Consider the following 24,621-nt stretch of genomic DNA (forward strand, 5'->3'; position numbering starts at 1 on the left):
AGTCGATATGAAAGAGGGCTGTGAAAGGTTCTCTTTTCTTTTTGCAACTGTGAAATGGCAAGATAATAACGTTATATACATTGTGTATTAAGTACAGATATTGTATTTCTGCATGATGGGAACATAGGGAGTCCATATAAAGAGCCTGAATACGGGACATGATGGAAGTCTTTCAACACTTCATGCAAACAGCAGTCAGGATATGCTTTCTCGAATTGAAACGATGACATTGATGGGAATCGATCTTCCCCTGGAAGCAATCCGAAGGCAGATTGCTTCCGGGGTAGATATTCTGGTGCATCTTGGGCGTATGCGGGACAAAAGCAGAAAGCTGCTGGAAATCACAGAAGTATGTGGATTTGAAAACGGAGAGATCCAGACCAGGCCGCTGTATCGCTGGGAAGAAGGAAAGGGACTTGTAAAAACCGGAGAACTTTTGCATTGTGAAAAAATGAAACGGGCAGGAATCAGACTATGAAAGAGCGGAAAGGAAAGAATCAGAAATGGAGATCTACGAGGAAAGATTACAGGATGTATCATTTTACGGGGAAGGAGACCGCAAAATATCTTCTGGAGGGAGCTGCCATATGCGCTGCAGCCGACTATCTGTTTTATCAGAGCCTTCCGGTATTGCTGTTTATGCTTCCAATACCAGTGCTTTTTCTGAAGCTACAAAGGAAAAAATGTACTGCACGGCAGCAGAGGGAGCTGAATTACCAGTTCCGGGATGCTCTGACGGCCATGAATGTGGCGGTACAGGCCGGTTATTCTGCGGAGAATGCAGTGCGTGCCAGTGTAAAGGATCTGGGGAGACTTTATGAAAAGGGAAGTGATATCCTGGATGAATTTCGGTATATCGAAAGCCAGCTGCGTCTGAGTGTTCCGGTGGAAGAGCTGTTCCTGGATCTGGGAAAACGCAGCGGAGTGGAAGATATTGAAAATTTCGCAGCAGTATTTTATACAGCAAAAAGAACAGGCGGGGATATGACGCAGGTGATCCAGAAAGTAGCCAGAATGCTTAGTGATAAGATCGAGGTAAAAAAAGAGATCGAGGCAACGCTGGCCGCAAAGAAATCGGAACAGATGGTTATGAGTATCATGCCGGCCGGTATCATTTGTTATCTGAAACTGACTTCGCCGGGATTTTTGGATGTACTTTATGGGAATCCTTTCGGAATCTGTGCCATGACAGTCTGCATGGTGATCTATGGCTTGGCTTACTGGCTGGGTGTGAAGATCGTAGACATAGAAGTGTAGGTGAGGATAATGTGGATACATATTTTGATATTTATGGTGATCCTTGGGGTGTTTCTGGCAGGAAAAATGGGGCGGCTGCCTCCGGAAGCCGGAAATCCGGAAGAAAAGAAACTGTTTATATGGATAGCGCTTACCGGAAATATCATCGGTATGCTCCTGACATTTCAAAGCGGCGGAGATAAGGTTTATTCATCCGGATACCGTATGGAAAAAGAGGAGACAGGTGCTTATGAAGAGAAATTCAAAGTATCTGTAGACGGAGAAGAAGCTGGTTCCCTGTATGTGCAGGTGCCGGAAAAAGAAACAGAAGGATCCGAAGAAGAACCGGAAACAGAACTTAGCGAAGAACAGCAGCGCGAGAAAGAGCTGCAGGATATGATCGTACAATATAATCAGAAAAAAAACGATTCGCAGTACTATTATCTTCCAGATGAATGGAATGGAAAACATCTTGAATGGGAGCAGACAAAAGACAAAACAGGAAACCTGCTTTCAGCTCTTGGCCTGGCAGCAGCGGCAGCAGCTGTCATTGCAAAAAAACGGGAAGAACAGAATGCTCAGATAAAAAGAAGAGAACAGATGCTGATGGATTATCCGGGACTGATCATGAAATTTACCCTTCTGGTGCAGGCAGGCTTAACTGCCAGAAAAGCATTCCAGAAAATAGCGCTGGATTACGGAAAGAGAGAAGATGGTAAAAAACGTGAGGCTTACGAAGAAATCCAAGTAGCCTGTTATGAGATGGACAGTGGGATTTCCGAAGCAGAGGCTTACCGGAGATTTGGAGAACGGTGCGGACAGGTAAAGTATAAAACTCTGTCAACACTGCTGATCCAGAACCTCCAGAAAGGAAGCAGGTATCTGGCCGATCTGCTGGAAAAGGAATCCGTGGAAGCCTGGGAGGAGCGAAAAAGAAAAGCAAGAGTGTTGGGAGATACAGCAGCAACAAAACTGCTTTTTCCGATGGTTCTGATGCTCCTGGTGGTGATGGCAGTGATCATGCTTCCGGCATGTCTTTCCTTTTACGGAGGGTAGGACCGGAGAGCAGAGAAAGGAAATGTGAGGTGACAAATGAAAATATGTGGAAGTATGTAAAAGAATTTGCGATGGAGGAGGATGCGGTGGGTGTTGTGGAGATCATCCTGATTCTGGTGGTTCTGATCAGTCTGGTCATCATCTTTAAGGAACAGCTTACAGCACTTGTGAAAAAAATCCTTACAAAAATCACAAAACAAAGCAATACGATCTGAAAATGAGAAAAAACGGTGATATCTGCTGATATTTCCGTTTTGGAAAGGAGAGGTACCCCTTGGCAGGAAATGTGAAAAAAGGCAGCATTACGATCTTTCTGGCTCTGATCTTGAGCCTGGTTCTTTCTCTTGTGTGTGCCAGCATTGAATCTGTACGCATGGCAGCTGCCAGGACACAGATACTTAACAGTATGGATATTGGCTTATATTCCCTGTTTGGACAGTATGACCGAACGCTTCTGGAAGATTATGAGCTGTTTGCACTGTATGCAGGTGGAAAAGAAGAACTGGATATGGCTTCTGTATATGATGATTTTCAGACTTATATGAAACCTGTATTGAAACAGAACAGTCAGAAACTGGAGCTTCTCCAGGGCGGATTCAATGGTTATCAGCTTCTGAGCGATGGAAAAGGCGAGGTTTTTTACAAGCAGGCTGTTCAGTATATGCGTGAAACTCTGGGAAGCCAGGGGGTACAGACTCTTCTCGGAAAACTGAATGATCAGGAAAAGAAGACAGAGGATGCAGAGAAAAAGGGAGAACAGGCAGAAAATAAAGGAACATTGGATTCCTATGATTCTGCCATTACGGATGCCGCACAGAAAAGCGAAGAAGCAAAAAAAGAACAGGAGCAACAAAAAAATCAGGGAGATTTTTCGGATGCAGGAAATGGGGATGATTTTACCGGCGGTGTTGATGAAAGCGTAGAAAATCCTATTCCAATCATCAGAAGAGTCCGTAAAATGGGACTTATTGATCTGGTAGTACCATCCGAACGGGGAATATCGGATGCGGTTACAGACAGAAAAAGCCTTACATCCGGAAGAAAGCTCCAGACAGGACTAATGTTGGATACGGATATACAATCCGATAATTCGTATACGTCCGGAATATTATTTGGACAGTATCTGCTAAAGAAACTGGGAAATTATCGAAGACCGGCAGCGGCAGGGTTGAATTATCAGGCGGAATATATTCTTGGAGGGAAGAACAGTGATCGGGAAAATCTGAAGTCCGTGGCAGGAAAACTTCTGGTTATCCGTCAGGGGGTTAACATGGCGTATCTGCTTTCAGATGGTGGAAAACGGATACAGGTCGAAACACTGGCGCTGGCTATTGCATCGGGTTTTCTGATCCCGCCGGCGGCAGCAGTGATCGAAGCGGCACTGATCTTTTGCTGGGCATTTGCGGAGAGTATTCTGGATGTCCGGGAACTTTTTGCAGGAGGACATGTACCTCTTATAAAAAACTCCTCAGACTGGCAGCTGTCTTTGAGTAATCTGCCCAATATCCTGGACAAACTGGATTCTTCAAGAAAGGATGCAGGGAATGGAATGTCTTATGAGGATTATCTTCAGGTTCTGCTTATGGCGAAAGGAAAACAGGATAAAGTTCTGAGAGGAATGGATATGATCGAGTGCTCTGTACGTGAAAAGGGAAAAAGACCGGGTTTTCAGATGGACCACTGCATCACTGCCCTGGAAGCGTCTGCAGATGTAAAAGCAAACCGACGGAAAATATTTACAGTTTCGCGTCAGTATGCGTATGAATAGAAAGAGAGGTGCACAGTGATGCTTTTTCAGGAAGAAAAAGAAGATAAAAATCAGATAAACAGACTGGATCAAAAAAGAGAAAGGCGCTCTCGAAGAGCTTTTTTCCTGCTTTCCCCGATAAGCCGGAAAACGCTTCCTGGAAAAGTATCCCTGTGCACCTTTCTGAAAAAAGCAAGTCTCACCCTGGAGACTGCGATGGCTTTGCCGCTGTTTTTTTTCGGAGTGCTCACGCTGCTTTCTTTTATGGATATTTATAAAGTACAGACGGAGCATCTGACCGGCTTGTGCCAGAAAGCAAAAGAAGCAGGTATGTATGCGTATGGTACCGGCGGCTCAGGTACAGAAACGATCACATTGCCGGACGTATATTCCTATCAACCCATAGGCGGTCTGATCCCGCTTCCTAAAATATGGTTCCACAATACGGTAAAGGTTCATACGTGGAATGGTGTGATATACGAAAATGGAAATGATACAGTGGAGAGCCAGCCTATGGTGTATGTGACAGAATCAGGAAGTGTGTATCACAGAAAACTGGGGTGCAGTTATCTGAATCTGTCTGTTCAGCAGATATCAGGCTCTTCGGTTAAAACTTTAAAAAATGCATATGGAGAAAAGTATCAGGCCTGTGAGCTGTGCAGTCGTGGGCAGGAACCGGCTGGAGTGGTATATATCACAAAAAAGAGTAACCGTTTTCATAACAGGGAAAGCTGCAGTGCATTGAAACGATCAGTACGGATGGTGAAAGAAACGGAGGTTTCCGATGAAATGAGTGCCTGCGGACGATGTGGCTGAAAGGAGAAATCATGAGCAGTGTTAAAATTTGCATGGCTGTACTTCTTGGAATTAATACCTGGACAGATATCCGAAAAAAAGAAATCTGTTTACCGGTACTCTTTATATTCCTGACAGGCGGGATCCTGTGGCGGATCAGGCAGGGGCTTCTCTGGCCGGCAGGGATTATTTCCATGGGAATCGGAGTATTTATAATTTTGATCGCTTTGATCAGTGGAGGAATGGTCGGATTTGGAGACGGATTGCTGATACTGACAATGGGTTCTGTGTTAGGAGCCGGAGAACTGGCAGGGATCCTCGGTGGGGCATTATTGTTGTGCGGAATCTACTCAGGCATTGAGTATCTTATGCTAAAAAAAAGTCGAAGTGAGGAAATTCCTTTTGTACCGTTTTTGCTGATCGGATATTTAGGAGGGATATTTTTGTGAGAAAAATAAAAAAGGGGAGTTTTACAATAGAAGCTGCATTGCTCATGCCTCTGGTGCTTATGATACTGATCGGAGTGCTGTATCTGGATTTTTTTGTACATGACAGAGCATATCTCACTGCGGCAGCTTATGAGGCAGCAGTCAGCGGCAGTATGGAAGGATATAAAAAGAAAGGGAACATATATGAAAAGGCGGATATACAGGGAAGAATGCTGGGAGGTATCGGGCTGCTGGGAGGAAAGAATCTTAGCATGCAGACAAATGCGGGAAAAACAGTGAAAGTAAATTACAGACTGGAAATACCGGCCGGATTCCTGGGGCAGAAATGGAAGCTGGAAGTCAGTGGTAAGGCAAAGCCTCTGCGGCCTGTGGGATGGATCCGCAAGGTAAAAGGAACTGTGGATATGCTGGGAGAGGTGACGCCATAAAATGAGAACGGAATATAAAAGAGATATGAATCATAATTATCTGATCCTGACAGGAGATGAGAGAATCGATACAGATTCTTACCAGGTAAGAATGATCGTGGCCAATGCTGTGCCGGATCTTCTTCAATGCAGGATACAGGGAATCGACGGAAAATTCATGGTGTATTATGATATAACTTCCAGGCATTCCATGACGGCGCTTTTTGAGGAAAAAAAGATGGATCTGGAGTCGCTTCAGATGATATTGGGAGGCTTTATACAGATCATGGAAGAAATGTCCGAGTATCTTTTGAATCCCTGTCAGCTGATCCTGGAACCGGAATATATTTATCTGGATGCGGAAAGAAAAAGTGTCCGTTTTTGTTATATGCCGGGATTTCATGGGGAGGTACAGAAACAGTTTCAGAGTCTTGCGGAGTATATCCTTCCAAAGCTGGATCATGAAGACGGAAAAGCGGTCATGCTGGGATACAGTGTATACAGACGTGCACTGGAGGACAGCTTTCATCTGGAATACATCAAGGAAGAGTTATATAAAATATGTAACAGCGACGAGGAAGATTTTTCTCCATATGAAAAGAAGAAAACAGTGGTCCAGGAAGAAGACAGGATGACAGAGGAGGAAAAAGAAGATAATCTGTGGCAGATGGAAAACTGGGAAAGAGCCAGTGTGTCCGGAAATGAAAAACAGAAAAAAGCTTCAGCGGACTCACAGAAGCGAAAAACAAACAAAATATGGAAGCCAGTGGCTGGATTTGGTGCAGCATTGGTGCTTCTTCTGGGAATTACGGCAGGAATGGCCGGCGGATACATTCCAAGAATAAGCAAAGAGATTTTTCTTCTGGGAGTTCTTGCAGCAATGATACTGGGGATGCTGAGTTATATTCTGATCAAAAAAGGCTGTGGGAAAAAGAAAAAACCGGATACGCCGGTGCTTAAGCAGAAATATAGTGCGGCGGAAAAAGAGACAGCTGTATATTCTGAAGATCAGAAAGAATCTGGTGCGCTGTCAGGGAGCAATGCCGGTGACAGCAGAAAAGAACTGGAAAAGATCAAAAAAAACATCCCGACAAAAGCGGAGGATTTTTCAGATGGATTTGGTGAAACAGTAGTTCTTTCGGCAGGTGCATCCAAAGGTCCTGCTACATTAGTGAGCCGGGAACCGGGGGAATTGGCTACCATTTATTTGGAAAAAGATATCACAGTGATCGGAAAACTGGAAACTGCGGCGGATGCAGTGATCAATATACCAACTGTCAGCAGGATCCATGCCAAGATCCGAAAAAGGGAGGGGGCATATTATCTGGCAGATCTGAACTCCAGAAATGGGACTTCTGTAAATGGACAGCTTCTGAAAACAGGAGAAGATTATTTGTTGGAGGATGAGGATGAAGTTGATTTTGCACAGGCCCGTTATATTTTTTTGAAATAACAGAGCGAAAAGTCCGGTTTTGTATCGCATTAATATAGGACCACAGGTTGTCCGCCTGATGAAAATCTGTTAAAATAATGAAATGAATTCAAATTTTCAGATTATAACAGCGAGTTACGGGAAATATTTCCGGAACCGCTGTGGAAAAGAGGCCGGAATTGGAAGAAATAAAAAAAGAACCTGTGACAGTTTTACTGATCCTCATAAATACGCTGATCTTTCTTGTGGTGGAATTTACCGGCGGCTCGGAGAACGGGCAGCATATGCTGGAATGCGGTGCTGCTTATGCACCGTTGATCCTGGGACAGGGACAGTGGTATCGGATGTTTAGCAGTATGTTTCTGCATTTTGGTGCGCCGCATCTGATCAATAATATGCTGGTTCTGTTTGTGCTTGGCCAGAGACTGGAACCGGTAACAGGAAAGATAAAATTTTTTCTGATCTATATATTTGGTGGTCTGGGCGGAAATATGCTCTCTTTGTTTTTTGATATGTATGCAGGAAACACTTCTTTATCTGCAGGAGCTTCCGGAGCTGTTTTTGCAGTCATGGGCGGTATGATCTATGTGATCATACGGCACAGAGGAAGAGTGGCGGATCTGACTGTCAGGCAGATGTTGATCATGGCCGCATTTTCTCTGTATTTCGGATTTGCAAGTGAAGGCGTGGATAACGTAGCGCATATAGGCGGTTTGTTGAGTGGTTTCCTGATCGCTGTAATTCTTTATCATCCCAGAAAAATATGGAAAACAGTTCCCTGACCGGGAGTACTCTCAAGCGTGATGTCTCCACTGTGTGCCTGAGCGATCTGTTTTGAAACAGCAAGGCCAAGGCCGGTCCCGGATTCTTTGGTTGTGAAAAATGGCTGAAATATCGTAGCCTGCTGTTCCTTTGAGATTCCACATCCGTTATCCCGGATATCAATGCGGATGCCGGAATTTTCCGGAATGACAGAAAAAGAAATCTTTCCTCCGGGAATGGGAACGGCTTCCCATGCGTTTTTCAGAAGATTCAGAAGCATCTGCCGGACACGGATCCGGTCAAGAGCTATCGATGGCAATGAATCCGGAATATCTGTTTCAAGCGTGATCTACAGATAATCCAGAGTAGGTTTTATGGAGGAAAGAATCGTTCGGAGATAGCAGCAGGTGTCAATGTTTTCTCTTTTGACATGGCCTGCATTATTAAATGCAGAAAGTTCATCAAGAAGTTCTTTTACATAATCAAGATTATCCATAACATCATCCCAGTGCTCATATTCTTTGACCTCAGGATGTGCAGATGCGATCATCTGGAGTCCGCTGTTAATAAGAGTCAGAGGATTCCGGAGTTCATGTGAAAATTTTGAAAGTGTATAATGAAAATCGTTTTTCAATTTACTGACTGTAGTATCGTTGCACATATTATCACCTCGGAAAAATATTAACATCAGAAATTTCAAATATCAACAAGAACAGTATTGAAAAATTCGAGAAAATACGACAAAATAAGAATATAGATAAAATAATTTTGCAAACAAGGAGGACAAAATAATGGGAGACTGCATATTTTGTAAAATCGCAAATGGAGAGATTCCATCAGCAACACTTTATGAGGATGAGGAATTTCGCGTGATTCTGGATCTGGGACCGGCAAGCAAAGGACACTCATTGATCCTGCCGAAAAAGCATGCAGCGAATATTTATGAACTTCCGGATGAGACTGCCGGAAAAGCAATGATCCTGGCTAAAAAAATGGCAGGAAAGCTGAGAGATGCACTGAACTGTGATGGATTTAATGTTGTGCAGAACAATGGAGAGATCGCAGGACAGACTGTGTTTCATTTTCACATGCATCTGATTCCGAGATATGAGGGAGATGGTGTTGGTTTAACCTGGAAACCCGGAGAACTCAGCGATGAGGTGAGAGATGAAATCTTAAAGAAAATTAAAGAATGACAAATAGCCACTAAAGAGGAAAAATGAACAATCAGACATTTGAAGAGTTTTATCTTAAATACCGAAAAATATCCAGAGGGTATGCGTATGGGGTTCTCCATGACTGGAGTGCTGCTGATGATGTCAGTCAGGATGTACTTTACAAAATGTATACGATAAAGGATGGCCTGAATATTGATAATGAAAAGATGATGTTTTCTCTGATCAAGACGGCATCTATGAATAAGGCTTTGGATTATATAAAGAAATCAAGCTCCAAGCATGAGTTTGTCTGTCAGGAAGAAGTTGCGGCTTTTCTGGAAGAACAGAATTCGGTCGATGCGGAAGAGGTATTTCTGCGTAAAGAGAAGAAAGAATTTATGTATATGGTGCTGAGAAGATTTCGAAAGGAACAGCCGATGAATTATGAGATCTTAATTCAGGTCAAATATCTGGAGATTTCCGTTGAAACAGTTGCAGAAGAATATGGTCTGACGAAAAGTGGTGTCAATAACAGGATATATAAAGCGAAGCGCTGGTTGCAGGAAGAATTTCGCAAAGTATACGAATAAAAGAAAACCCTGCCAGCCCGGAAGGGAGTGGCAGAGTTTTCATATGGCTGTTGTGGAAATATAGTCAGGCTCTGGCGCATTCTTCAATAAGATCAGTGATCTTACTGATGGAATCTACCTGGCCGTTTCCTGCCATGGCATCTGTATATTTCTGACGATCGGTATAGAGCTGGCGGATGGTTTCCAGAAGCTTTTCTTCTGTGATCTCCTCTTCTTCCAGCACTTTGCTGAAGCCCTGGCGTTCGAAGGATCGAGCGTTAAGAATCTGATCACCACGACTGGCTTTGGCAGAAAGCGGGATCAGAAGATTTGGCTTATGAAGTTCACGGATCTCACAGATCGCATTAGCGCCTGCACGGGAGATCACGATATCAGCCATGGCAAACAGATCCGGAAGCTCGTCCTGGATATATTCATACTGGACGTATCCGACAGTACCGTTGAGAGATTCATCGGTTTTTCCCTTTCCGCAGAGATGGACAACCTGGAATTCTTTCAGAAGTTCAGGGAGGATCTTGCGGACATTATCATTGACAGAAGCAGCTCCCAGACTTCCACCGATGACCATAAGTACCGGCTTGTCAGCAGTGAAACCACAGAATTTGCGACCGTTTTCCGCATTTCCGGAAAGAAGTTCCTGGCGGATCGGAGTTCCTGTAAGAACTGCTTTGTCAGCAGGAAGATTGGCGACTGTCTCAGGAAAATTACAGCAGATTCTGGATGCAGAAGAGAGACAGAGTTTATTGGCAAGACCTGGAGTCATGTCGGACTCGTGGATCAGTGCGGGGATTTTTAAACGTTTGGCCGCGATCACAACGGGAACCGTAACGAAACCGCCTTTAGAAAAAACAACGTCCGGTTTCAGCTCTTTCAGAATCTTTCTGGCCTGGCTGAATCCCTTCAGTACACGAAACGGGTCAGAGAAGTTTTTGAGATCGAAGTAACGTCTCAGCTTTCCAGATGAGATTCCATAATATGGGATTCCAAGTTCTTCGATCAGTTTTTTTTCGATTCCTTCGTAGGAACCGATGTAGGAAATCTTATAACCAAGCTCCCTGAGCTTTGGAATCAGGGCAATATTTGGAGTTACATGTCCGGCAGTACCACCGCCGGTAAGTACGATGTGTTTCATTTGGATTCCTCCTGAATAGTCATATACTATCATTAAATATGAACTCTAACGGAGGAATTGTCAAGGAAAGATAGGATTACAGGAGAAAAATAATGGAAAATTTCAGGGATGCTGAACTGAAAAAATGGTTGGCAGAAGAATATGAAAAAGAAACCGAAGAGATGGAAAAAATCCTGTTTCCAGATGGAGTGATTCCTGATGATGGAGAAACAGAAGAGGAGGCAAAGGCTGCTTATCAGAGACTTGTAGAAAGACTGAAAGCAGATGGTGTTTACAAAGAAGACGAAACTGACAGTATTAAAACTGATGATCATAAAGAGAATGTAAAAATCGTTTATCTGCCCGAAAAGAAAAGTCATAAAGCAGCTCGCGTAGCGGCAGCAGTACTTGTGTGCTCAGCCGGTATCTTCGCCGCAAGCATGACCAGCCAGGCGAACAGGAGTTATTTCCTTGATTCTGTTAGATATTGGGCTGGAGATGATACGAAAATAGTTGTAGACAATGATAGAAAAAATGAGAAAGAATATGAGGATGAGCAAAAGGCAATTGATGATATAGAAAAAGAGTTAGGTGTTGATATTCCGCGTTTTTTATATCGGCCTGAGGGACTTGAATTCAAAGATTACAATATAAGTAAAGATTTTGAATATGCTTTATTGCAGTATAATTATAACGATACAATTATGACATTATATATTAATAAATATGATAAGGAAACCAAAAGTACTGGTGCGAGTTTAGATGGAAAAGAAATAGAAACAATCAAATTGCCGGAGGGAGAAGCGAGCATTCAGGTGAAAAGAATAATGGCTAAAGAAGATAAGAAAGCCAGTTATGTTGCATATTGGAATAATTCCACAGAATTTTATCAAATAGAATCCCAAATGGAAGAACAGGAGTTTATAAAATTAATCAAAAATATAAAATTTTGACGAGATAACGTTTTTTTTTCATCGTATATATAGTGTAATGAAAGTTTAAAGGAGAAAGGTATTACATGAAAGAGAAAATGAAAAGAATAATAAGCATGCTGTTTTTGGCATGTTGCTGTAGTATATTATTTGTAGTTCCTGCAATGGCAGAAGGCTTATCAGATGATTTTTCAGTGGAAACAGATACGAATGAGGATTATGCAGAGGATACGACTTATAGTGTTCTTAGAGGCAATAATTTAAGTTTTGGAACAACAACGATAAAAAAGATGGCAAGCAATAAAGTTGGAATCTCTGGAATAACTCAGTGCCATCATGTATGCAGTAAAGTTTATTTGGATGTTTACTTGGAAAGAAAGGTAAATGGAACATATTCTACATATAAAAGCTGGAGTTTTACAGCATCAAACGCAAGTAATTTAGTTAAAGATCTTACGGTAATCGTACCAAAGGGTTATTACTACCGTGTACGAGGCTATCATGCAGCCAAGGATGGCAGTAAAGAATCAACCACAACCTTAACCAGCGGTATTCTCGTAAAATAACAAATCAACAAAATAAATCACCCACCCCAGCGATGCCACTCCCCCAAAAAAATAAAAAATCCAGTAAACTTTACATTACCTTCGCTGGGGAATGTCTAAAAATTCTGAATAATATCAAAAAATCTAAAAAAATCCCCTTAAAAAAAGAAACATATTTCACAAAAAGACTGTCAAAAAACATATATTTCGTGTATAATAAATACAATAATAAACCGTTAATAAACAGAAAATCGATTATTTCTTTTTGAAATTGTATATCACAGCGCTTTTGGATGATCGGGTATCACAGAGAGATCCTTCAGGCTTTTTTTGATATGGAAATTTCAGAACGTGGGACGGAAAAGGGGGCTTGTGCATGAAGATAACATTTATCGGTGCTACGCATGAGGTGACCGGAAGCTGTTATTACCTGGAAGCGGCAGGACGGAAGTTCCTGGTGGATTATGGAATGGAGCAGGGACCGGATTATTATGAAAATAAGGAGCTTCCGGTGGCTCCGGGTGATCTGGATTTTGTGCTTCTGACACATGCGCACATGGATCATTCCGGGAATCTTCCGGCCTTGTATGCAAAAGGCTATCAGGGTCCGATCTATGCGACAGAGGCGACCTGCAATCTCTGCGATATCATGCTTCGTGACAGCGCACATATCCAGATGTTCGAGGCTGAGTGGAGAAACCGGAAGGGACGGAGAGAAGGAAAACCGGAATTTATTCCTGCATACACTATGGAAGATGCCATGGGTGTGCTCCGGAACTTCGTCAGATGCCCATATGATAAGATCATCAAACCGGCAGAGGGAATCGAAGTAAGATTTGTGGATGCAGGACATCTTCTTGGCTCCAGCAGTATTGAAATCTGGATGACGGAAGAGGACAAAACAGAAAAGATCGTTTTTTCCGGCGATATCGGAAATATCGATCAGCCGCTGATCAGGGATCCGGTATATATCCGGGAGGCAGATTATGTTGTGATGGAATCTACCTACGGAGACCGCAGTCATGGAGAACGTCCGGATTATCCGGCAATACTGGCAGAGATCATCCAGAGGACCTTTGACAGAGGCGGCAGTCTGGTGATCCCGTCCTTTGCAGTAGGCCGTACTCAGGAAATGCTGTATTTTATCCGACAGATCAAAGAACAGGGACTGGTTCACGGCCATGATGGTTTTACGGTATATGTAGACAGTCCCCTCGCCAATGAGGCAACTACGATCTTCAGTGAGAATGCATATACCTGCTATGATGAGGAAGCAATGGATCTTTTGAATAAAGGTATCAATCCGTTATCCTTCCAGGGATTGAAGACCTCCGTTACTACCGATGATTCCAGAGCTATCAATTTTGATGAGGACTGCAAGGTGATCATTTCCGCCAGCGGTATGTGTGATGCTGGTCGTATCAAACATCATCTGAAACACAATCTGTGGAATCCCAGAAATACCATTCTTTTTGTTGGATACCAGGCTATAGGAACTCCGGGACGGGCATTATTGGAAGGTGCTGCGGAGATGAAGCTGTTTGGTGAGAATGTGCAGGTAGCTGCTGAAATATGCAAAATGCCGGGAATCAGCGGTCATGCTGATGTAAACGGACTTATAGAATGGGCGAAAGCCTTTGAGACGAGACCAAAGCACGTATTTGTTACGCATGGTGATGATACGGTGACGGAGATTTTTGCCCAGAGGCTTAAAGAAGAGCTTGGGTATGATGCAACGGCACCCTTTAGTGGAACAGAATATGATCTTCTGGAGAACCGGTGTATCCATGAGGCTGCCGGTGTTCGGATCGTAAAGGCAACTGCTTCGCCGAAAACAACCAAGGCTGCCCGTGCATATGAGAAGCTGTTGGCTATGGGACGTCGCCTGATGTCCGTGATCCGGAAGAATGAAGGCTGCCCCAATAAAGATCTGGATCGTTTTGCAAGAGATATCCAGTCACTGTGTGACAAGTGGGATAGAACGGACATTTAACTAAATAACGTTGAGACAGTTATTTTGTCAGATTATCCTATAGCAATCCTCGTAAATAATGCAATTAAGACAGTTCAGCAGAGTGCGAAAGACAAGAAAGATATCTGACGCAGGATTTCACACTCTGATGGGCTGGATTAAGATGCATTATTTTAGAGGATTGCTATAAAATCACCCTGCGGAAATTTTTCGCAGGGTGATGATATATCAGATATAAAAATAAGATTATGTGAGATCAGCCTTCGTTCAATGCCTGGCGGATGGCTTTTGCAAGCTGATCCGGACATGAAGTTGGTTTGAATCCGCAGCGGATGCCTTCCAGACGGGAGATTACTTCATCTGCATCCATTCCCTCTGCAAGCTGTGCAACACCCTGTGTGTTTCCGGAACATCCGCCTGTAAACTTGATATTGTGAACTTTTTTATTATCGTCGACCTCGAACTCAATTCCCTGAGCACAGACGCCTTTTGTCTTATAAACCATTCTGTTTACCTCCTGTTCTGTTTATTTATCGATTATAGCATCTCTCAAAAAAAGTTTCCATAAAAAATAAAATTTGTTATAATGAACAATGTAGAAAAAGAAAAAACACTGCTGAACAGAAAAAATGTGAAATTCAGCAGGATATCATATTGAAAGAGAGGATTTACAGATCATGAAATGTGTTGGAATCATAGGAGCAATGGAACAGGAAGTAGCAAGACTGAAAGAGGTTATGGAGAATGTATCCATTACTACCAGAGCTGGAATGGATTTTTATGAGGGTGTTCTGGAAGGAAAGAAGGTAGTTGTGGTACAGTCCGGGATCGGTAAGGTAAATGCCGGTATGTGCACCCAGATCCTGGCAGATCTCTTTCAGGTGGAAGCGGTGATCAATACCGGTATCGCAGGAAGCCTTAACAATGATATCAATATTGGAGATATCGTACTTTCCACAGATGTTCTTCATCATGATATGGATGCAACCGGGTTCGGATATCCGAAGGGACAGATCCCGCAGATGAAAGAATTTTCCTTCCAGGCAGATGAGTGCCTTCGTAAGATCGCACATGATGTATGCGAGGAAGTAAATCCGGAGATCCGGGTTTTTGAAGGAAGAATTGCTTCCGGAGATCAGTTTGTATGTGATCAGGGTGTAAAAGATAATATTGTAAAGGAATTCAGCGCCTATGCTGTTGAGATGGAGGGCGCAGCGATTGGACAGGCAGCAGCTCTTAATGGGATTCCATTCCTGATCATCCGTGCTATCTCAGATAAAGCAGATAATAGTGCAAACATGGATTATCCGGCGTTTGAAAAGCTTGCAATTGAGCACAGCGTACGTCTGACCCAGGGAATGTTGAAACGCATGGTTTGATCGGAACTTTGGAGGGAACCGTCACTTTTCTTCTGCATATACTGTAAGAGATAGCAGAGAGAGGACAGCAGAAGAGTTATGATCTATCCAGATTTTTATCCGTTTTATGCTACACAGGGAAGTCCTGGTTTTTATAATGAAGAGAGAGAACAGGAAAAGGAATTTGATCTGATGAGATCATACTATCCGGATACAGCCCGAAGGATCCAGGAAAAAGCGGAAGCACAGTGTCAGCTTCTGGATTATGAGGGAAGCCGGCTGTATGATGAATATCCGGATCGTTTCATGCTCTATCACATCTGTCACCAGGTGAAGGGACAGATGGAGGGAGATACCAGTGTACAGGAGATTCCGGGAGGATTCCTGGATGATCTGATCGAAGTGCTGGTGTATCAGGAGATTTCCAGACGAAGATGCAGGAGGAGAAGGTGCAGAAAATGTTTTCGCACTGAGTATTAAAATGGCGGTTTACCCATGAACGATACTGTGATACCGGCAGAAGCGACCAATACTGGTTCGCACAACATCTGTCCATATACAATAAAACAAAAAGTGAATATAATGGAAGTATGATGAAGACAATAAGGGAATTTTTAGAAGAACAGATTAATGAACAGCTGATACAGGCTGTTGTCAGTGGCCGCAGGACTGGCGAGGGACCTTCCAAGGTGAAGCTTCGTCCTGTGGAGCTGAAGGGCCAGATTTTTTACCAGGCGTCCATGACAGAAGGGACGAAGGTTTATCATAAGAATTTTACCAGGGAAGAGATGATCGCTTATCTGGAGCATGCTATGGAGGAATTTCGTCAGCTTCAGGCAACCGGACGCAGTCAGGATGGAAGTATCCTTATCAGCAAGAAAGGGAAAGCAACCATCAAAACAAAACAACATGGGCCTGCGCAGAATGAAAAGATAAAGATCGCTCCTCATAACCGGGTGAAACAGTACATTCTCAGAGAGGGAACGGCAGCTCCGTTCCTGGTGGATCTGGGAGTTATGACAAAGGATGGGAAGATCGTTGCCTCCAGATATGATAAGTTCAGACAGATCAACCGCTTTCTGGAGTTTATCAGGGATATCCTTCCGAAGCTTCCTAAAGACAGAGAAATCACGATCCTGGATTTTGGCTGCGGGAAATCCTATCTTACTTTTGCTATGTATTATTATCTCAGAGAACTGGAGGGTTTTGATGTAAACATCATAGGGCTGGATCTTAAGGAAGATGTGATACGGCATTGCAGTGAATTGGCCAGATCTTATGGTTATGACAAGCTGCATTTTTACCAGGGAGATATTGCAGGGTATGAAGGAGTTTCTTCTGTGGACATGGTGGTGACACTTCATGCCTGCGATACAGCAACAGATTTTGCTTTGGCCAAGGCAGTGGAATGGGGGGCTCAGGTGATCCTGTCTGTCCCATGCTGTCAGCATGAACTGAACCGTCAGATCCGAAACGAAATGCTTCAGCCTGTTATGCGTTATGGAATCCTGAAGGAAAGAATGGCAGCTCTGATCACAGATGGTCTTCGTGCCGAGCTTCTGGAAAGCAAAGGATATGAAACCCAGCTCCTTGAATTTATCGATATGGAACATACACCAAAAAATATTCTGATCCGCGCAGTAAAAACCGGAAAGAAAAAGAGCAGGGACAGTTTTTCGGATACCATGAAGGCTCTTCATGTGGCTCCTACCCTGGACAGGCTTCTTTATCCGGAAGAGTCAGCCTCACAGAAGGGAGAATGACATGATGAAGATCCTACGTAAGGGAGCGATACTGCTGGTGATCTTTGTGGCAGTAGTAGCCGGAACCTCGTTTCTGATGAACAGCCAGTCTACAGATAACCGCTCCGATATGAACGATGCCACACTTCCGGAGGTTATGGTAAAGATCGGAAGTACCCAGGCAAATAAGATGTATGGATACAGACAGCAGATGCAGACCGATTTCATGAGGGGAAGTATTACTCCGTTGGATACTACCAAAAAAGTGTCTTTTGAGATCAACCCATATGCTGATACAGTAACAGGGCTTGCTTATGAGGTACGGACTTCAGACGGAAGTAAGGTTATGGAGAACCGTAAGATCAAGAATCTCACGAAAGAGGACAACGGCTGTTTAAGTACAGAGATTGAGATCGGCAGTGACCTTCGCATGAACCAGGAGTATTCCATGCAGATTACGCTGGATACCAGTGCGGGGGAAGTTTACTACTACACAAGAGTGGTTTCCAGAACCCAGTTGAATACAGAAGCGTATCTTCAGTTTGTCAGGGATTTTTCCACAAAGTGTCTGGACAAGGAACAGGCAGATACGCTGACCGGATATCTGGAAGCGGAGGATACTTCTGGCGGAACGAATTACAATAATATTTCCATCAATTCCGGACTTTCCAATATCAGCTGGGGATCCCTTTCTCCGAAGCTCTATATGGAAGGAGTTCCGCTGATCGATGATATCAATGAAACGACTGCAAGTATCACGCTGGATTATCAGGTTTCCGCACAGGATGATGAGGGTAAAACCGAAATTTATGATGTTACGGAATTTTATCGTATGCGTTATACAGAAACAAGGATCATGCTGCTGGATTTCAAACGTTCTGCAACGAAGGTATTTGATCCATCTCAGAAGGTAGTTTCTGATGCAGGCCTGCTTCTGGGTGTCCGTGACAAGAATGTCACCTATGCTTCAGACAGCAGTGGAAAGATCGTTGCTTTTGAGCAGGATGGGGATCTCTGGTCTTATGCACCGTCCAGCGGAAAGATCACAAGGATCTTCAGCTTCCGCAAAGAGGAAGATAACGATTCCAGATATGTGCGCAACGAACATGATATCAAGATCATCCGAGTGGCAGATAACGGGGATGTGGACTTTGTATTGTACGGTTATATGAACCGTGGTGTTCACGAGGGATACAGCGGTGTCTGTGTTTATCACTACAATAGCGACCGCAATGTGGTGGAAGAAAAAGTATTCATACCAAGTACAGAATCTTACGAGTTCCTGAAGGAAGATCTTGGAACACTCACTTATGTAAACAAAAACAATCAACTGTTTCTGCTGTTTGCACAGAAGCTGTATCAGGTAGATATTGAGACAGGAACCTCACAGGTTCTTGAAGAAGGGATCAAACAGAACCATTTTGTTGTGTCAGATACCAAGGCACATGCAGCATGGCTGATCGAATCCGGAGATGATGCAGGGAAGATCCGGGAAATTGAATTTGATTCTCTGAAAACAAGAGATATTTCGCCGGAAAGCGGAAAAAATCTGAGAGTTCTGGGATTTATGAATGAAGATCTGGTATATGGGATCCTTTCCGATGAGGACATTCTTACTGATGCCAACGGACATGAAACAGAGGGAATCAGCACATTCCGCATTGAAAGCTTTAAAGGAAAAGTGAAAAAAGAGTATCGTCAGGACGGCCTTTATATCACCAACGTAACGGTTGGCAGTACCATGATGGAGTTTGAACTTTCTGCAAAATCGGGGAATGCTTATACAGTCCAGAAAAAGGATAATATCATGAATAACAAAAAAGCATCCGGAAGCCAGATAGATGTAGCATTGATCACTACAAACCGTGCAGGAACTCTGATCCGCCTGACCATGACCCAGAAACCGGAGACAGACAGTCCGCTGCTTGTTTGTTCCAAGATCGAGAGTACTGAAGACTCATCGGTAACATTGGATACTACCGTTCCGCAGGGAGAACTTTATTATGTTTATGCATATGGTTCTCTTGACCGTATCTATACCGATCCGGCTGCAGCTGTGAAACGCGCGGATACGCAGACTGGAGTTGTACTTAACCGTGCGCAGCAATACGTCTGGGAACGTGGAAACAAAAAAACAAAGCTTCAGATGAATATAGAGGATGTGCCGGAAAGTATACGTACAGCCAACTGGAAGAAAAAAGAACTTCAGGATAGCCTTGGCGATATGGGAACGGTGATCGATCTGACCGGCTGTACTCTTGACAATGTTCTTTATGAGGTCAGTGCCCAGCGACCGGTGATCGCCAAGACAGGAGAAAATTCCAGTGTGGTGATCGTAGGCTATGATGAATATAATACCTATCTTTATGATCCGGCAACAGGACAGATCAGCCCGTATGGAATGAATGACAGTACAGCGCTGTTTGAGAGTGCCGGAAATGTATTTCTCACCTATATAGAAAACGTCACAGAGTGATGCCTACAGAGCAGGCCGGATGAAGGCCAAGGCCATGGGGCTACAGAAGGATGGCAAGACGGGAGTTCCCGTTTGGCATAAATCGGAAAACAGGAAAAACAGGTCCTGTTTTCCGGGAAAAGTGCGACAGGAAAGGGGAAAAAGCAATGTTAAGTGAAAGTATTAAAAAATTGGTACAGTATGGGATGGAGAGTGGTATTACTCCGGAATGCGAAAGAATTTATGCAACAAATCTTCTTCTGGATACTTTTGGGGAAAGCGAATATACAGAACCGGAGACAGAGTATGCTAAAATTGATCTTGAGGAGACTTTGAACGAACTTCTTGATGAGGCTGTAAAGAGGGGTATCATCGAGGATAGTATTGTGTACAGAGATCTCTTTGATACAAAGCTGATGAACTGTCTGATGCCGCGTCCTGCCCAGGTACAGAGAGAATTCTGGGATGCTTATAAAGAAGATCCGGAAAAAGCCACAGATTATTTTTATAAGCTGAGTCAGGACAGCAACTATATCAGACGTTATCGCGTAAAAAAAGATCAGAAATGGACAGTAGACAGCGAATATGGCAAGATTGATATCACGATCAACCTTTCCAAGCCGGAAAAAGATCCAAAGGCTATCGCAGCTGCCAAGCTGGTAAAATCCAGCAGCTATCCAAAATGTCTGCTTTGTCCGGAAAATGAAGGCTATGCAGGAAGAGTCAATCATCCGGCAAGGGAGAACCACAGGATCATCCCGATCACCATCAATGACAGTCCATGGGGCTTCCAGTACTCTCCATATGTTTACTACAATGAACATTGTATCGTATTTAACAGTCAGCATACTCCGATGAAGATCGAGAGAAATACATTTATCAAGCTGTTTGATTTTGTAAAGCTGTTCCCGCATTATTTCCTTGGCTCCAATGCGGACCTTCCGATCGTAGGAGGTTCTATCCTCAGCCACGATCATTTCCAGGGCGGACATTATACCTTTGCCATGGCAAAGGCAGAGATTGAAAAGCATGTGACGATCCCGGGATACGAAGATGTGGAAGCCGGCATTGTAAAATGGCCTCTTTCCGTACTGCGTATCCGCAGTAAAGACGAGAAGAGACTGATCGATCTGGCAACACATGTACTGGCAGGCTGGAGAGGATATACTGATGAGGCTGCATTTATCTTTGCAGAAACAGACGGAGAGCCGCATAACACCATTACACCGATCGCACGTAAAGTGGGAGATACCTTTGAACTGGATCTGACATTACGTAACAATATCACAACAGAGGAGCATCCGCTGGGGGTTTACCATCCGCATGCATGCTATCATCATATCAAGAAAGAGAATATCGGTCTTATCGAAGTTATGGGACTCGCTGTTCTTCCGGCCCGTCTGAAAGAAGAGCTGGAGCTTCTTGAAGAATACATTTTAAGCGGCAGGGATATCGCTTCCAATGAGAAAATCGAGAAACATGCTGCATGGGTTGCAGAATTTCTGCCAAAATATGAGAAACTTGATAAAGATAATATCCAGGAAGTCCTTCGCAGGGAAGTGGGCAATGTATTTGTTCATGTACTGGAGGATGCCGGTGTTTATAAATGCACACCAGAGGGCAGGGATGCATTTATGAGATTTATCAATACTCTGTAAAAAGTACGGAGGCACCCGGGGATGGATATGTATTTCAGGAGGAGTTTGTTTATATGAAAAACAGGGAAAAAACCGGTAAGGTCCTTCGCATAAAATGGCTTTTGCTGGCACTTGTGGCAGCTGCACTGATCTTTGTGCCGGCTGCATCGCATAAGGTGTCGGCGGCGAAGCTTGTTTATACCGTTAAGTTCAATAATAATTCAGGTACCAGCAAAAGTAAGACGTATACTGCACTGACACGGAATGTGACATTAAATACCACGATCCGGCTTCCGGCAGTACCCAAGGCTGTGGGATATCAGAATCTCGGATGGACCACACGGAAGAGGAGCAGCAAGGTAGTATATAAAGCAGGTGCCAGCGTAAAGGTCAGAAAAGATATGACTCTGTATGCGGTCCGCAGAAAGAGTAAGTATTATACCGTAAACTTCTATCTTGGAAATGGAAGCACCAATTCCGCATATAAGAAGCTGCAGAAAAAAGTAGAAGAGGGTACATATTACACATTACCTGCAGTTCCGTCCAGATCGGGATATGTAAATCTTGGCTGGTCGACAGCAAAGAACGGCAAGGCATCTACTGCAAAAAAAGCAGGAACGAAGATTAAAATCTCCGGTAATATCAGATATTATTCCGTACAGATGCAATCAGTAAAAGTAAATCTCCGCAAGGCAAACGGAACCGTATGGAAGACAGTAACACTTGGAAAGGGCGGTTACCTTAAGCTCCCATCCGTATCCAATGCGGAAGGTTATACGTTTATGGGATGGTCTAAGACCAGACGGACCGGTTCTTCCACAGATCCGGATTATGAAGCCGGCGAACTTCTGCGGATCAGCAAAAACACCAATCTGTATGCGACGGTATTTAACCGTGCACTGGAGAAGGACATCAGTTCCGATGAGATGGCTCATCCGGCTATCGGTATGATGTACAGTAAGGTCATTTTTGTGGGAGATTCCCGTACTGCAGGAATACAGGCGACACTGAAAAAACAGATGAGCAGTTCTGTAACAAATGGGGTTTCTTTTGTTGCAAACCCAGGAAAGGGCTTGAGCTGGTTCCGGGATACAGGATATGCACAGCTTATAGAAGAGATCGACAAAACAGAAGGTTCCAAACCGATCGCCGTTATCTTTAACCTGGGTGTCAATGACCTGGGAAATGCAGGTAATTATGTCAGCTATATGACCAATATAGCATCCACACTGAAAAGTAAGAACTGTAAACTCTTTTACATGTCCGTAAACCCGATCAACAGCATTATGATCACAAAAGCAGGAAGAGGTGCCCGTACAGAGGCACAGGTAAGAGAATTCAACAGCAAGATCCGTTCCGGCCTTTCTTTGTATTACAAGTATATTGATATGTACAGCGTACTTATGAAAAAAGGCTACGGGACCAATGCCCGCTATGATGGTGTGGATGACGGCGATGACGGACTTCACTACACAACAAAGACATTCAAGAGGATCTATTATTACTGCATTACTTATCTCAACACAGGAAGTATCAACGCATCTTATTATTAATGGTATTACAGACAGAAAAATCCCGTCTGCCGGAGACATTCCGCCAGGCGGGATTTTTCTGTCCGGCGGCCCGCTATTTTTCTGTCCGACAAGGCAATTACTCCTTGCACGAACCATGAGAATAGTCTATACTTAATTCGATACGGACGTTTGGAGGTCCGCAGGGACGTGTGATCCTGAATATGAGGAATGAGGTATAGATTATGAAACTGACAACAGTGAAAGAGATTTACAGAAACCGTGAACAGTATCTTGACAAAGAGATCACTGTAGGTGGATGGGTACGAAGTGTTCGTGATTCCAAGGCGTTTGGATTCATCGTACTTCATGATGGAAGCTTTTTTGAAACTCTTCAGATCGTATATCACGATAACATGGAGAATTTCGCAGAGGTTTCCAAGCTGAATGTTGGAGCGGCCATCATTGTCAAGGGAACACTGGTAGCTACCCCTCAGGCGAAGCAGCCGTTTGAGATCCAGGCAACAGAGATATCTGTAGAGGGAGCTTCCGCACCGGATTATCCACTTCAGAAGAAGAGACACAGTCTTGAATACTTAAGGACCATGACACATTTAAGACCGAGAACAAATACTTTCCAGGCTGTATTCCGTGTACGTTCTCTTTGCGCATATGCGATCCATAAATTTTTCCAGGAGAGAGGCTTTGTCTATGTGCATACACCGCTGATCACGGGAAGTGACTGTGAAGGTGCAGGAGAGATGTTCCAGGTAACAACACTGGATCCGAAGAATATTCCGCTGACAGAGGATGGAAGTGTTGATTATTCACAGGATTTCTTCGGAAAGGAGACAAACCTTACCGTAAGCGGACAGCTGAACGGAGAGACTTATGCACAGGCATTCCGCAACATCTACACATTCGGACCGACCTTCCGTGCTGAGAATTCCAACACTACCCGTCATGCAGCTGAGTTCTGGATGATCGAGCCTGAGTGTGCGTTTGCAGACCTTCAGGACGCTATGGAGCTTGCAGAGGCTATGCTGAAATACGTGATCCGTTATGTCTTTGAGAATGCACCGGAGGAAATGAACTTCTTCAATTCCTTCATTGACAAGGGGCTTCTTGACAGACTGAACCATGTGCTTAATTCTGAATTTGCACATGTGACTTATACAGAGGCTGTTGAGATCCTTGAGAAGAACAATGACAAATTTGATTACAAGGTATTCTGGGGATGTGATCTTCAGACAGAGCATGAGCGCTATCTGACAGAGCAGGTCTACAAGAGACCGGTATTTGTTACAGATTATCCGAAGGAGATCAAGGCATTCTACATGAAACTCAACGAGGATGGAAAGACAGTTGCGGCTATGGACTGTCTGGTGCCGGGAATCGGAGAGATCATCGGAGGAAGCCAGAGAGAGGATGACTACGACAAGCTGAAAACACGTATGGATGAGCTGGGTCTGAAACCGGAGGATTACGATTTCTATCTGGATCTTCGTAAATATGGTTCCACACGTCATTCCGGCTTTGGCCTTGGATTTGAGAGATGTGTCATGTACCTTACAGGTATGGGCAACATCCGTGACGTGATCCCATTCCCGAGAACTGTAAAGAACTGCGATCTTTGATCAGAACACTTTTGCACAGCAGGACGTTCTGTGCTCCTGAGATCAGCAGAGAGAAATTGGCAACAGGTATTGATATGTGTGACTGACACA

Annotated in this window: 25 protein-coding genes and 1 pseudogene; 22 read left to right on the top strand and 4 right to left on the bottom strand. The window is 43.8% G+C overall.

The window, feature by feature from the left end; genetic code table 11:
- Positions 1-136 precede the first annotated feature (136 nt).
- The 10 genes and pseudogenes from MUB50_RS14630 to MUB50_RS14675 form a co-directional block, all read left to right on the top strand.
- Positions 137-478, top strand: a pseudogene (locus MUB50_RS14630) (ATPase, T2SS/T4P/T4SS family); the annotation flags it as partial.
- Positions 475-1,257, top strand: a complete 783-nt coding sequence (locus MUB50_RS14635; RefSeq protein ID WP_174235830.1) for a type II secretion system F family protein — start codon at positions 475-477, stop codon at positions 1,255-1,257. The pseudogene MUB50_RS14630 and the gene MUB50_RS14635, both read left to right, overlap by 4 nt.
- 9 nt (positions 1,258-1,266) lie before the next feature.
- A complete protein-coding gene (locus MUB50_RS14640; protein ID WP_174235829.1) occupies positions 1,267-2,292 on the top strand; it encodes a type II secretion system F family protein in 1,026 nt (341 codons plus the stop codon).
- A 44-nt stretch (positions 2,293-2,336) separates the two neighbouring features.
- Positions 2,337-2,507: a Flp1 family type IVb pilin gene (locus MUB50_RS14645; RefSeq protein ID WP_044962312.1), complete on the top strand. Its 171-nt coding sequence runs from the start codon at positions 2,337-2,339 to the stop codon at positions 2,505-2,507.
- Between the two features lie 59 nt (positions 2,508-2,566).
- Entirely contained in the window at positions 2,567-4,060 is a 1,494-nt protein-coding gene (locus tag MUB50_RS14650) for a DUF5702 domain-containing protein (protein WP_244791403.1), read from the top strand.
- 18 nt (positions 4,061-4,078) lie between these two features.
- Positions 4,079-4,855 carry a hypothetical protein gene (locus MUB50_RS14655; protein WP_118514036.1) on the top strand — a complete coding sequence of 259 codons (777 nt, stop codon included), beginning with the start codon at positions 4,079-4,081 and terminating at the stop codon, positions 4,853-4,855.
- Between the two features lie 11 nt (positions 4,856-4,866).
- Positions 4,867-5,283, top strand: coding sequence for a hypothetical protein (locus MUB50_RS14660; RefSeq protein ID WP_244791405.1), 417 nt, complete (start codon positions 4,867-4,869; stop codon positions 5,281-5,283).
- The gene (locus MUB50_RS14665; RefSeq protein ID WP_243119205.1) at positions 5,280-5,711 is read left to right on the top strand and encodes a TadE family protein; all 432 of its coding nucleotides are present in this window, start codon (positions 5,280-5,282) and stop codon (positions 5,709-5,711) included. The genes MUB50_RS14660 and MUB50_RS14665 overlap by 4 nt, the downstream gene beginning before the upstream one ends.
- A gap of 1 nt (position 5,712) precedes the next feature.
- Positions 5,713-7,143, top strand: a complete 1,431-nt coding sequence (locus tag MUB50_RS14670) for a DUF6382 domain-containing protein (protein ID WP_244791407.1) — start codon at positions 5,713-5,715, stop codon at positions 7,141-7,143.
- A 158-nt stretch (positions 7,144-7,301) separates the two neighbouring features.
- The gene (locus tag MUB50_RS14675; protein WP_118514030.1) at positions 7,302-7,904 is read left to right on the top strand and encodes a rhomboid family intramembrane serine protease; all 603 of its coding nucleotides are present in this window, start codon (positions 7,302-7,304) and stop codon (positions 7,902-7,904) included.
- Here the strand turns inward: MUB50_RS14675 and MUB50_RS14680 are convergent.
- A complete protein-coding gene (locus MUB50_RS14680; RefSeq protein WP_244791409.1) occupies positions 7,871-8,203 on the bottom strand; it encodes a sensor histidine kinase in 333 nt (110 codons plus the stop codon). The two genes, MUB50_RS14675 and MUB50_RS14680, sit on opposite strands and share 34 nt — an antisense overlap.
- A gap of 30 nt (positions 8,204-8,233) precedes the next feature.
- Complete coding sequence (locus MUB50_RS14685) at positions 8,234-8,545, bottom strand: hypothetical protein (RefSeq protein ID WP_244791411.1); 312 nt, start codon at positions 8,543-8,545, stop codon at positions 8,234-8,236.
- A gap of 130 nt (positions 8,546-8,675) precedes the next feature.
- On the opposite strand from MUB50_RS14685, the gene MUB50_RS14690 reads away from it, so the two are divergent.
- Together MUB50_RS14690 and MUB50_RS14695 are read left to right on the top strand one after the other, a co-directional pair.
- On the top strand, positions 8,676-9,080 hold the full coding sequence (locus tag MUB50_RS14690) for an HIT family protein (RefSeq protein WP_015525628.1): 405 nt from the start codon (positions 8,676-8,678) through the stop codon (positions 9,078-9,080).
- 23 nt (positions 9,081-9,103) lie between these two features.
- Entirely contained in the window at positions 9,104-9,631 is a 528-nt protein-coding gene (locus tag MUB50_RS14695) for an RNA polymerase sigma factor (RefSeq protein ID WP_118607839.1), read from the top strand.
- Positions 9,632-9,695: 64 nt separating this feature from the next.
- Here MUB50_RS14695 and MUB50_RS14700 read toward each other — a convergent pair whose 3' ends face one another.
- The gene (locus MUB50_RS14700; protein WP_244791413.1) at positions 9,696-10,763 is read right to left on the bottom strand and encodes an undecaprenyldiphospho-muramoylpentapeptide beta-N-acetylglucosaminyltransferase; all 1,068 of its coding nucleotides are present in this window, start codon (positions 10,761-10,763) and stop codon (positions 9,696-9,698) included.
- A gap of 92 nt (positions 10,764-10,855) precedes the next feature.
- Between MUB50_RS14700 and MUB50_RS14705 the strand changes: the two genes are divergently transcribed.
- From MUB50_RS14705 to MUB50_RS14715, 3 genes are all read left to right on the top strand, one after another.
- Complete coding sequence (locus MUB50_RS14705; RefSeq protein WP_244791414.1) at positions 10,856-11,695, top strand: DUF4367 domain-containing protein; 840 nt, start codon at positions 10,856-10,858, stop codon at positions 11,693-11,695.
- A gap of 65 nt (positions 11,696-11,760) precedes the next feature.
- On the top strand, positions 11,761-12,240 hold the full coding sequence (locus tag MUB50_RS14710) for a DUF6147 family protein (protein WP_244791416.1): 480 nt from the start codon (positions 11,761-11,763) through the stop codon (positions 12,238-12,240).
- Between the two features lie 355 nt (positions 12,241-12,595).
- Entirely contained in the window at positions 12,596-14,212 is a 1,617-nt protein-coding gene (locus tag MUB50_RS14715; protein WP_173753995.1) for an MBL fold metallo-hydrolase RNA specificity domain-containing protein, read from the top strand.
- Positions 14,213-14,447: 235 nt separating this feature from the next.
- Here the strand turns inward: MUB50_RS14715 and MUB50_RS14720 are convergent, their stop codons facing one another.
- Complete coding sequence (locus MUB50_RS14720; RefSeq protein WP_118626013.1) at positions 14,448-14,696, bottom strand: TIGR03905 family TSCPD domain-containing protein; 249 nt, start codon at positions 14,694-14,696, stop codon at positions 14,448-14,450.
- Positions 14,697-14,868: 172 nt separating this feature from the next.
- On the opposite strand from MUB50_RS14720, the gene MUB50_RS14725 reads away from it, so the two are divergent.
- From MUB50_RS14725 to asnS, 7 genes are all read left to right on the top strand, one after another.
- On the top strand, positions 14,869-15,570 hold the full coding sequence (locus MUB50_RS14725) for a 5'-methylthioadenosine/adenosylhomocysteine nucleosidase (protein WP_118516021.1): 702 nt from the start codon (positions 14,869-14,871) through the stop codon (positions 15,568-15,570).
- Between the two features lie 78 nt (positions 15,571-15,648).
- Positions 15,649-16,029: a hypothetical protein gene (locus tag MUB50_RS14730; RefSeq protein ID WP_021652849.1), complete on the top strand. Its 381-nt coding sequence runs from the start codon at positions 15,649-15,651 to the stop codon at positions 16,027-16,029.
- 113 nt (positions 16,030-16,142) lie between these two features.
- Complete coding sequence (locus tag MUB50_RS14735) at positions 16,143-17,312, top strand: class I SAM-dependent methyltransferase (RefSeq protein WP_015525637.1); 1,170 nt, start codon at positions 16,143-16,145, stop codon at positions 17,310-17,312.
- 1 nt (position 17,313) lies between these two features.
- Complete coding sequence (locus MUB50_RS14740; protein WP_244791418.1) at positions 17,314-19,767, top strand: C39 family peptidase; 2,454 nt, start codon at positions 17,314-17,316, stop codon at positions 19,765-19,767.
- Between the two features lie 146 nt (positions 19,768-19,913).
- A complete protein-coding gene (gene galT, locus MUB50_RS14745) occupies positions 19,914-21,404 on the top strand; it encodes a UDP-glucose--hexose-1-phosphate uridylyltransferase (RefSeq protein WP_118626086.1) in 1,491 nt (496 codons plus the stop codon).
- Positions 21,405-21,457: 53 nt separating this feature from the next.
- Positions 21,458-22,936 carry an InlB B-repeat-containing protein gene (locus MUB50_RS14750; protein WP_244791420.1) on the top strand — a complete coding sequence of 493 codons (1,479 nt, stop codon included), beginning with the start codon at positions 21,458-21,460 and terminating at the stop codon, positions 22,934-22,936.
- Positions 22,937-23,139: 203 nt separating this feature from the next.
- Positions 23,140-24,531 (top strand): asparagine--tRNA ligase, encoded by a 1,392-nt coding sequence (asnS, locus tag MUB50_RS14755; RefSeq protein WP_015525643.1) that lies wholly within the window; start codon positions 23,140-23,142, stop codon positions 24,529-24,531.
- Positions 24,532-24,621: the final 90 nt, after the last annotated feature.

The sequence above is a fragment of the Blautia sp. NSJ-140 genome, assembly GCF_022868965.1.
Classification (GTDB): Bacteria; Bacillota; Clostridia; order Lachnospirales; family Lachnospiraceae; genus Blautia_A.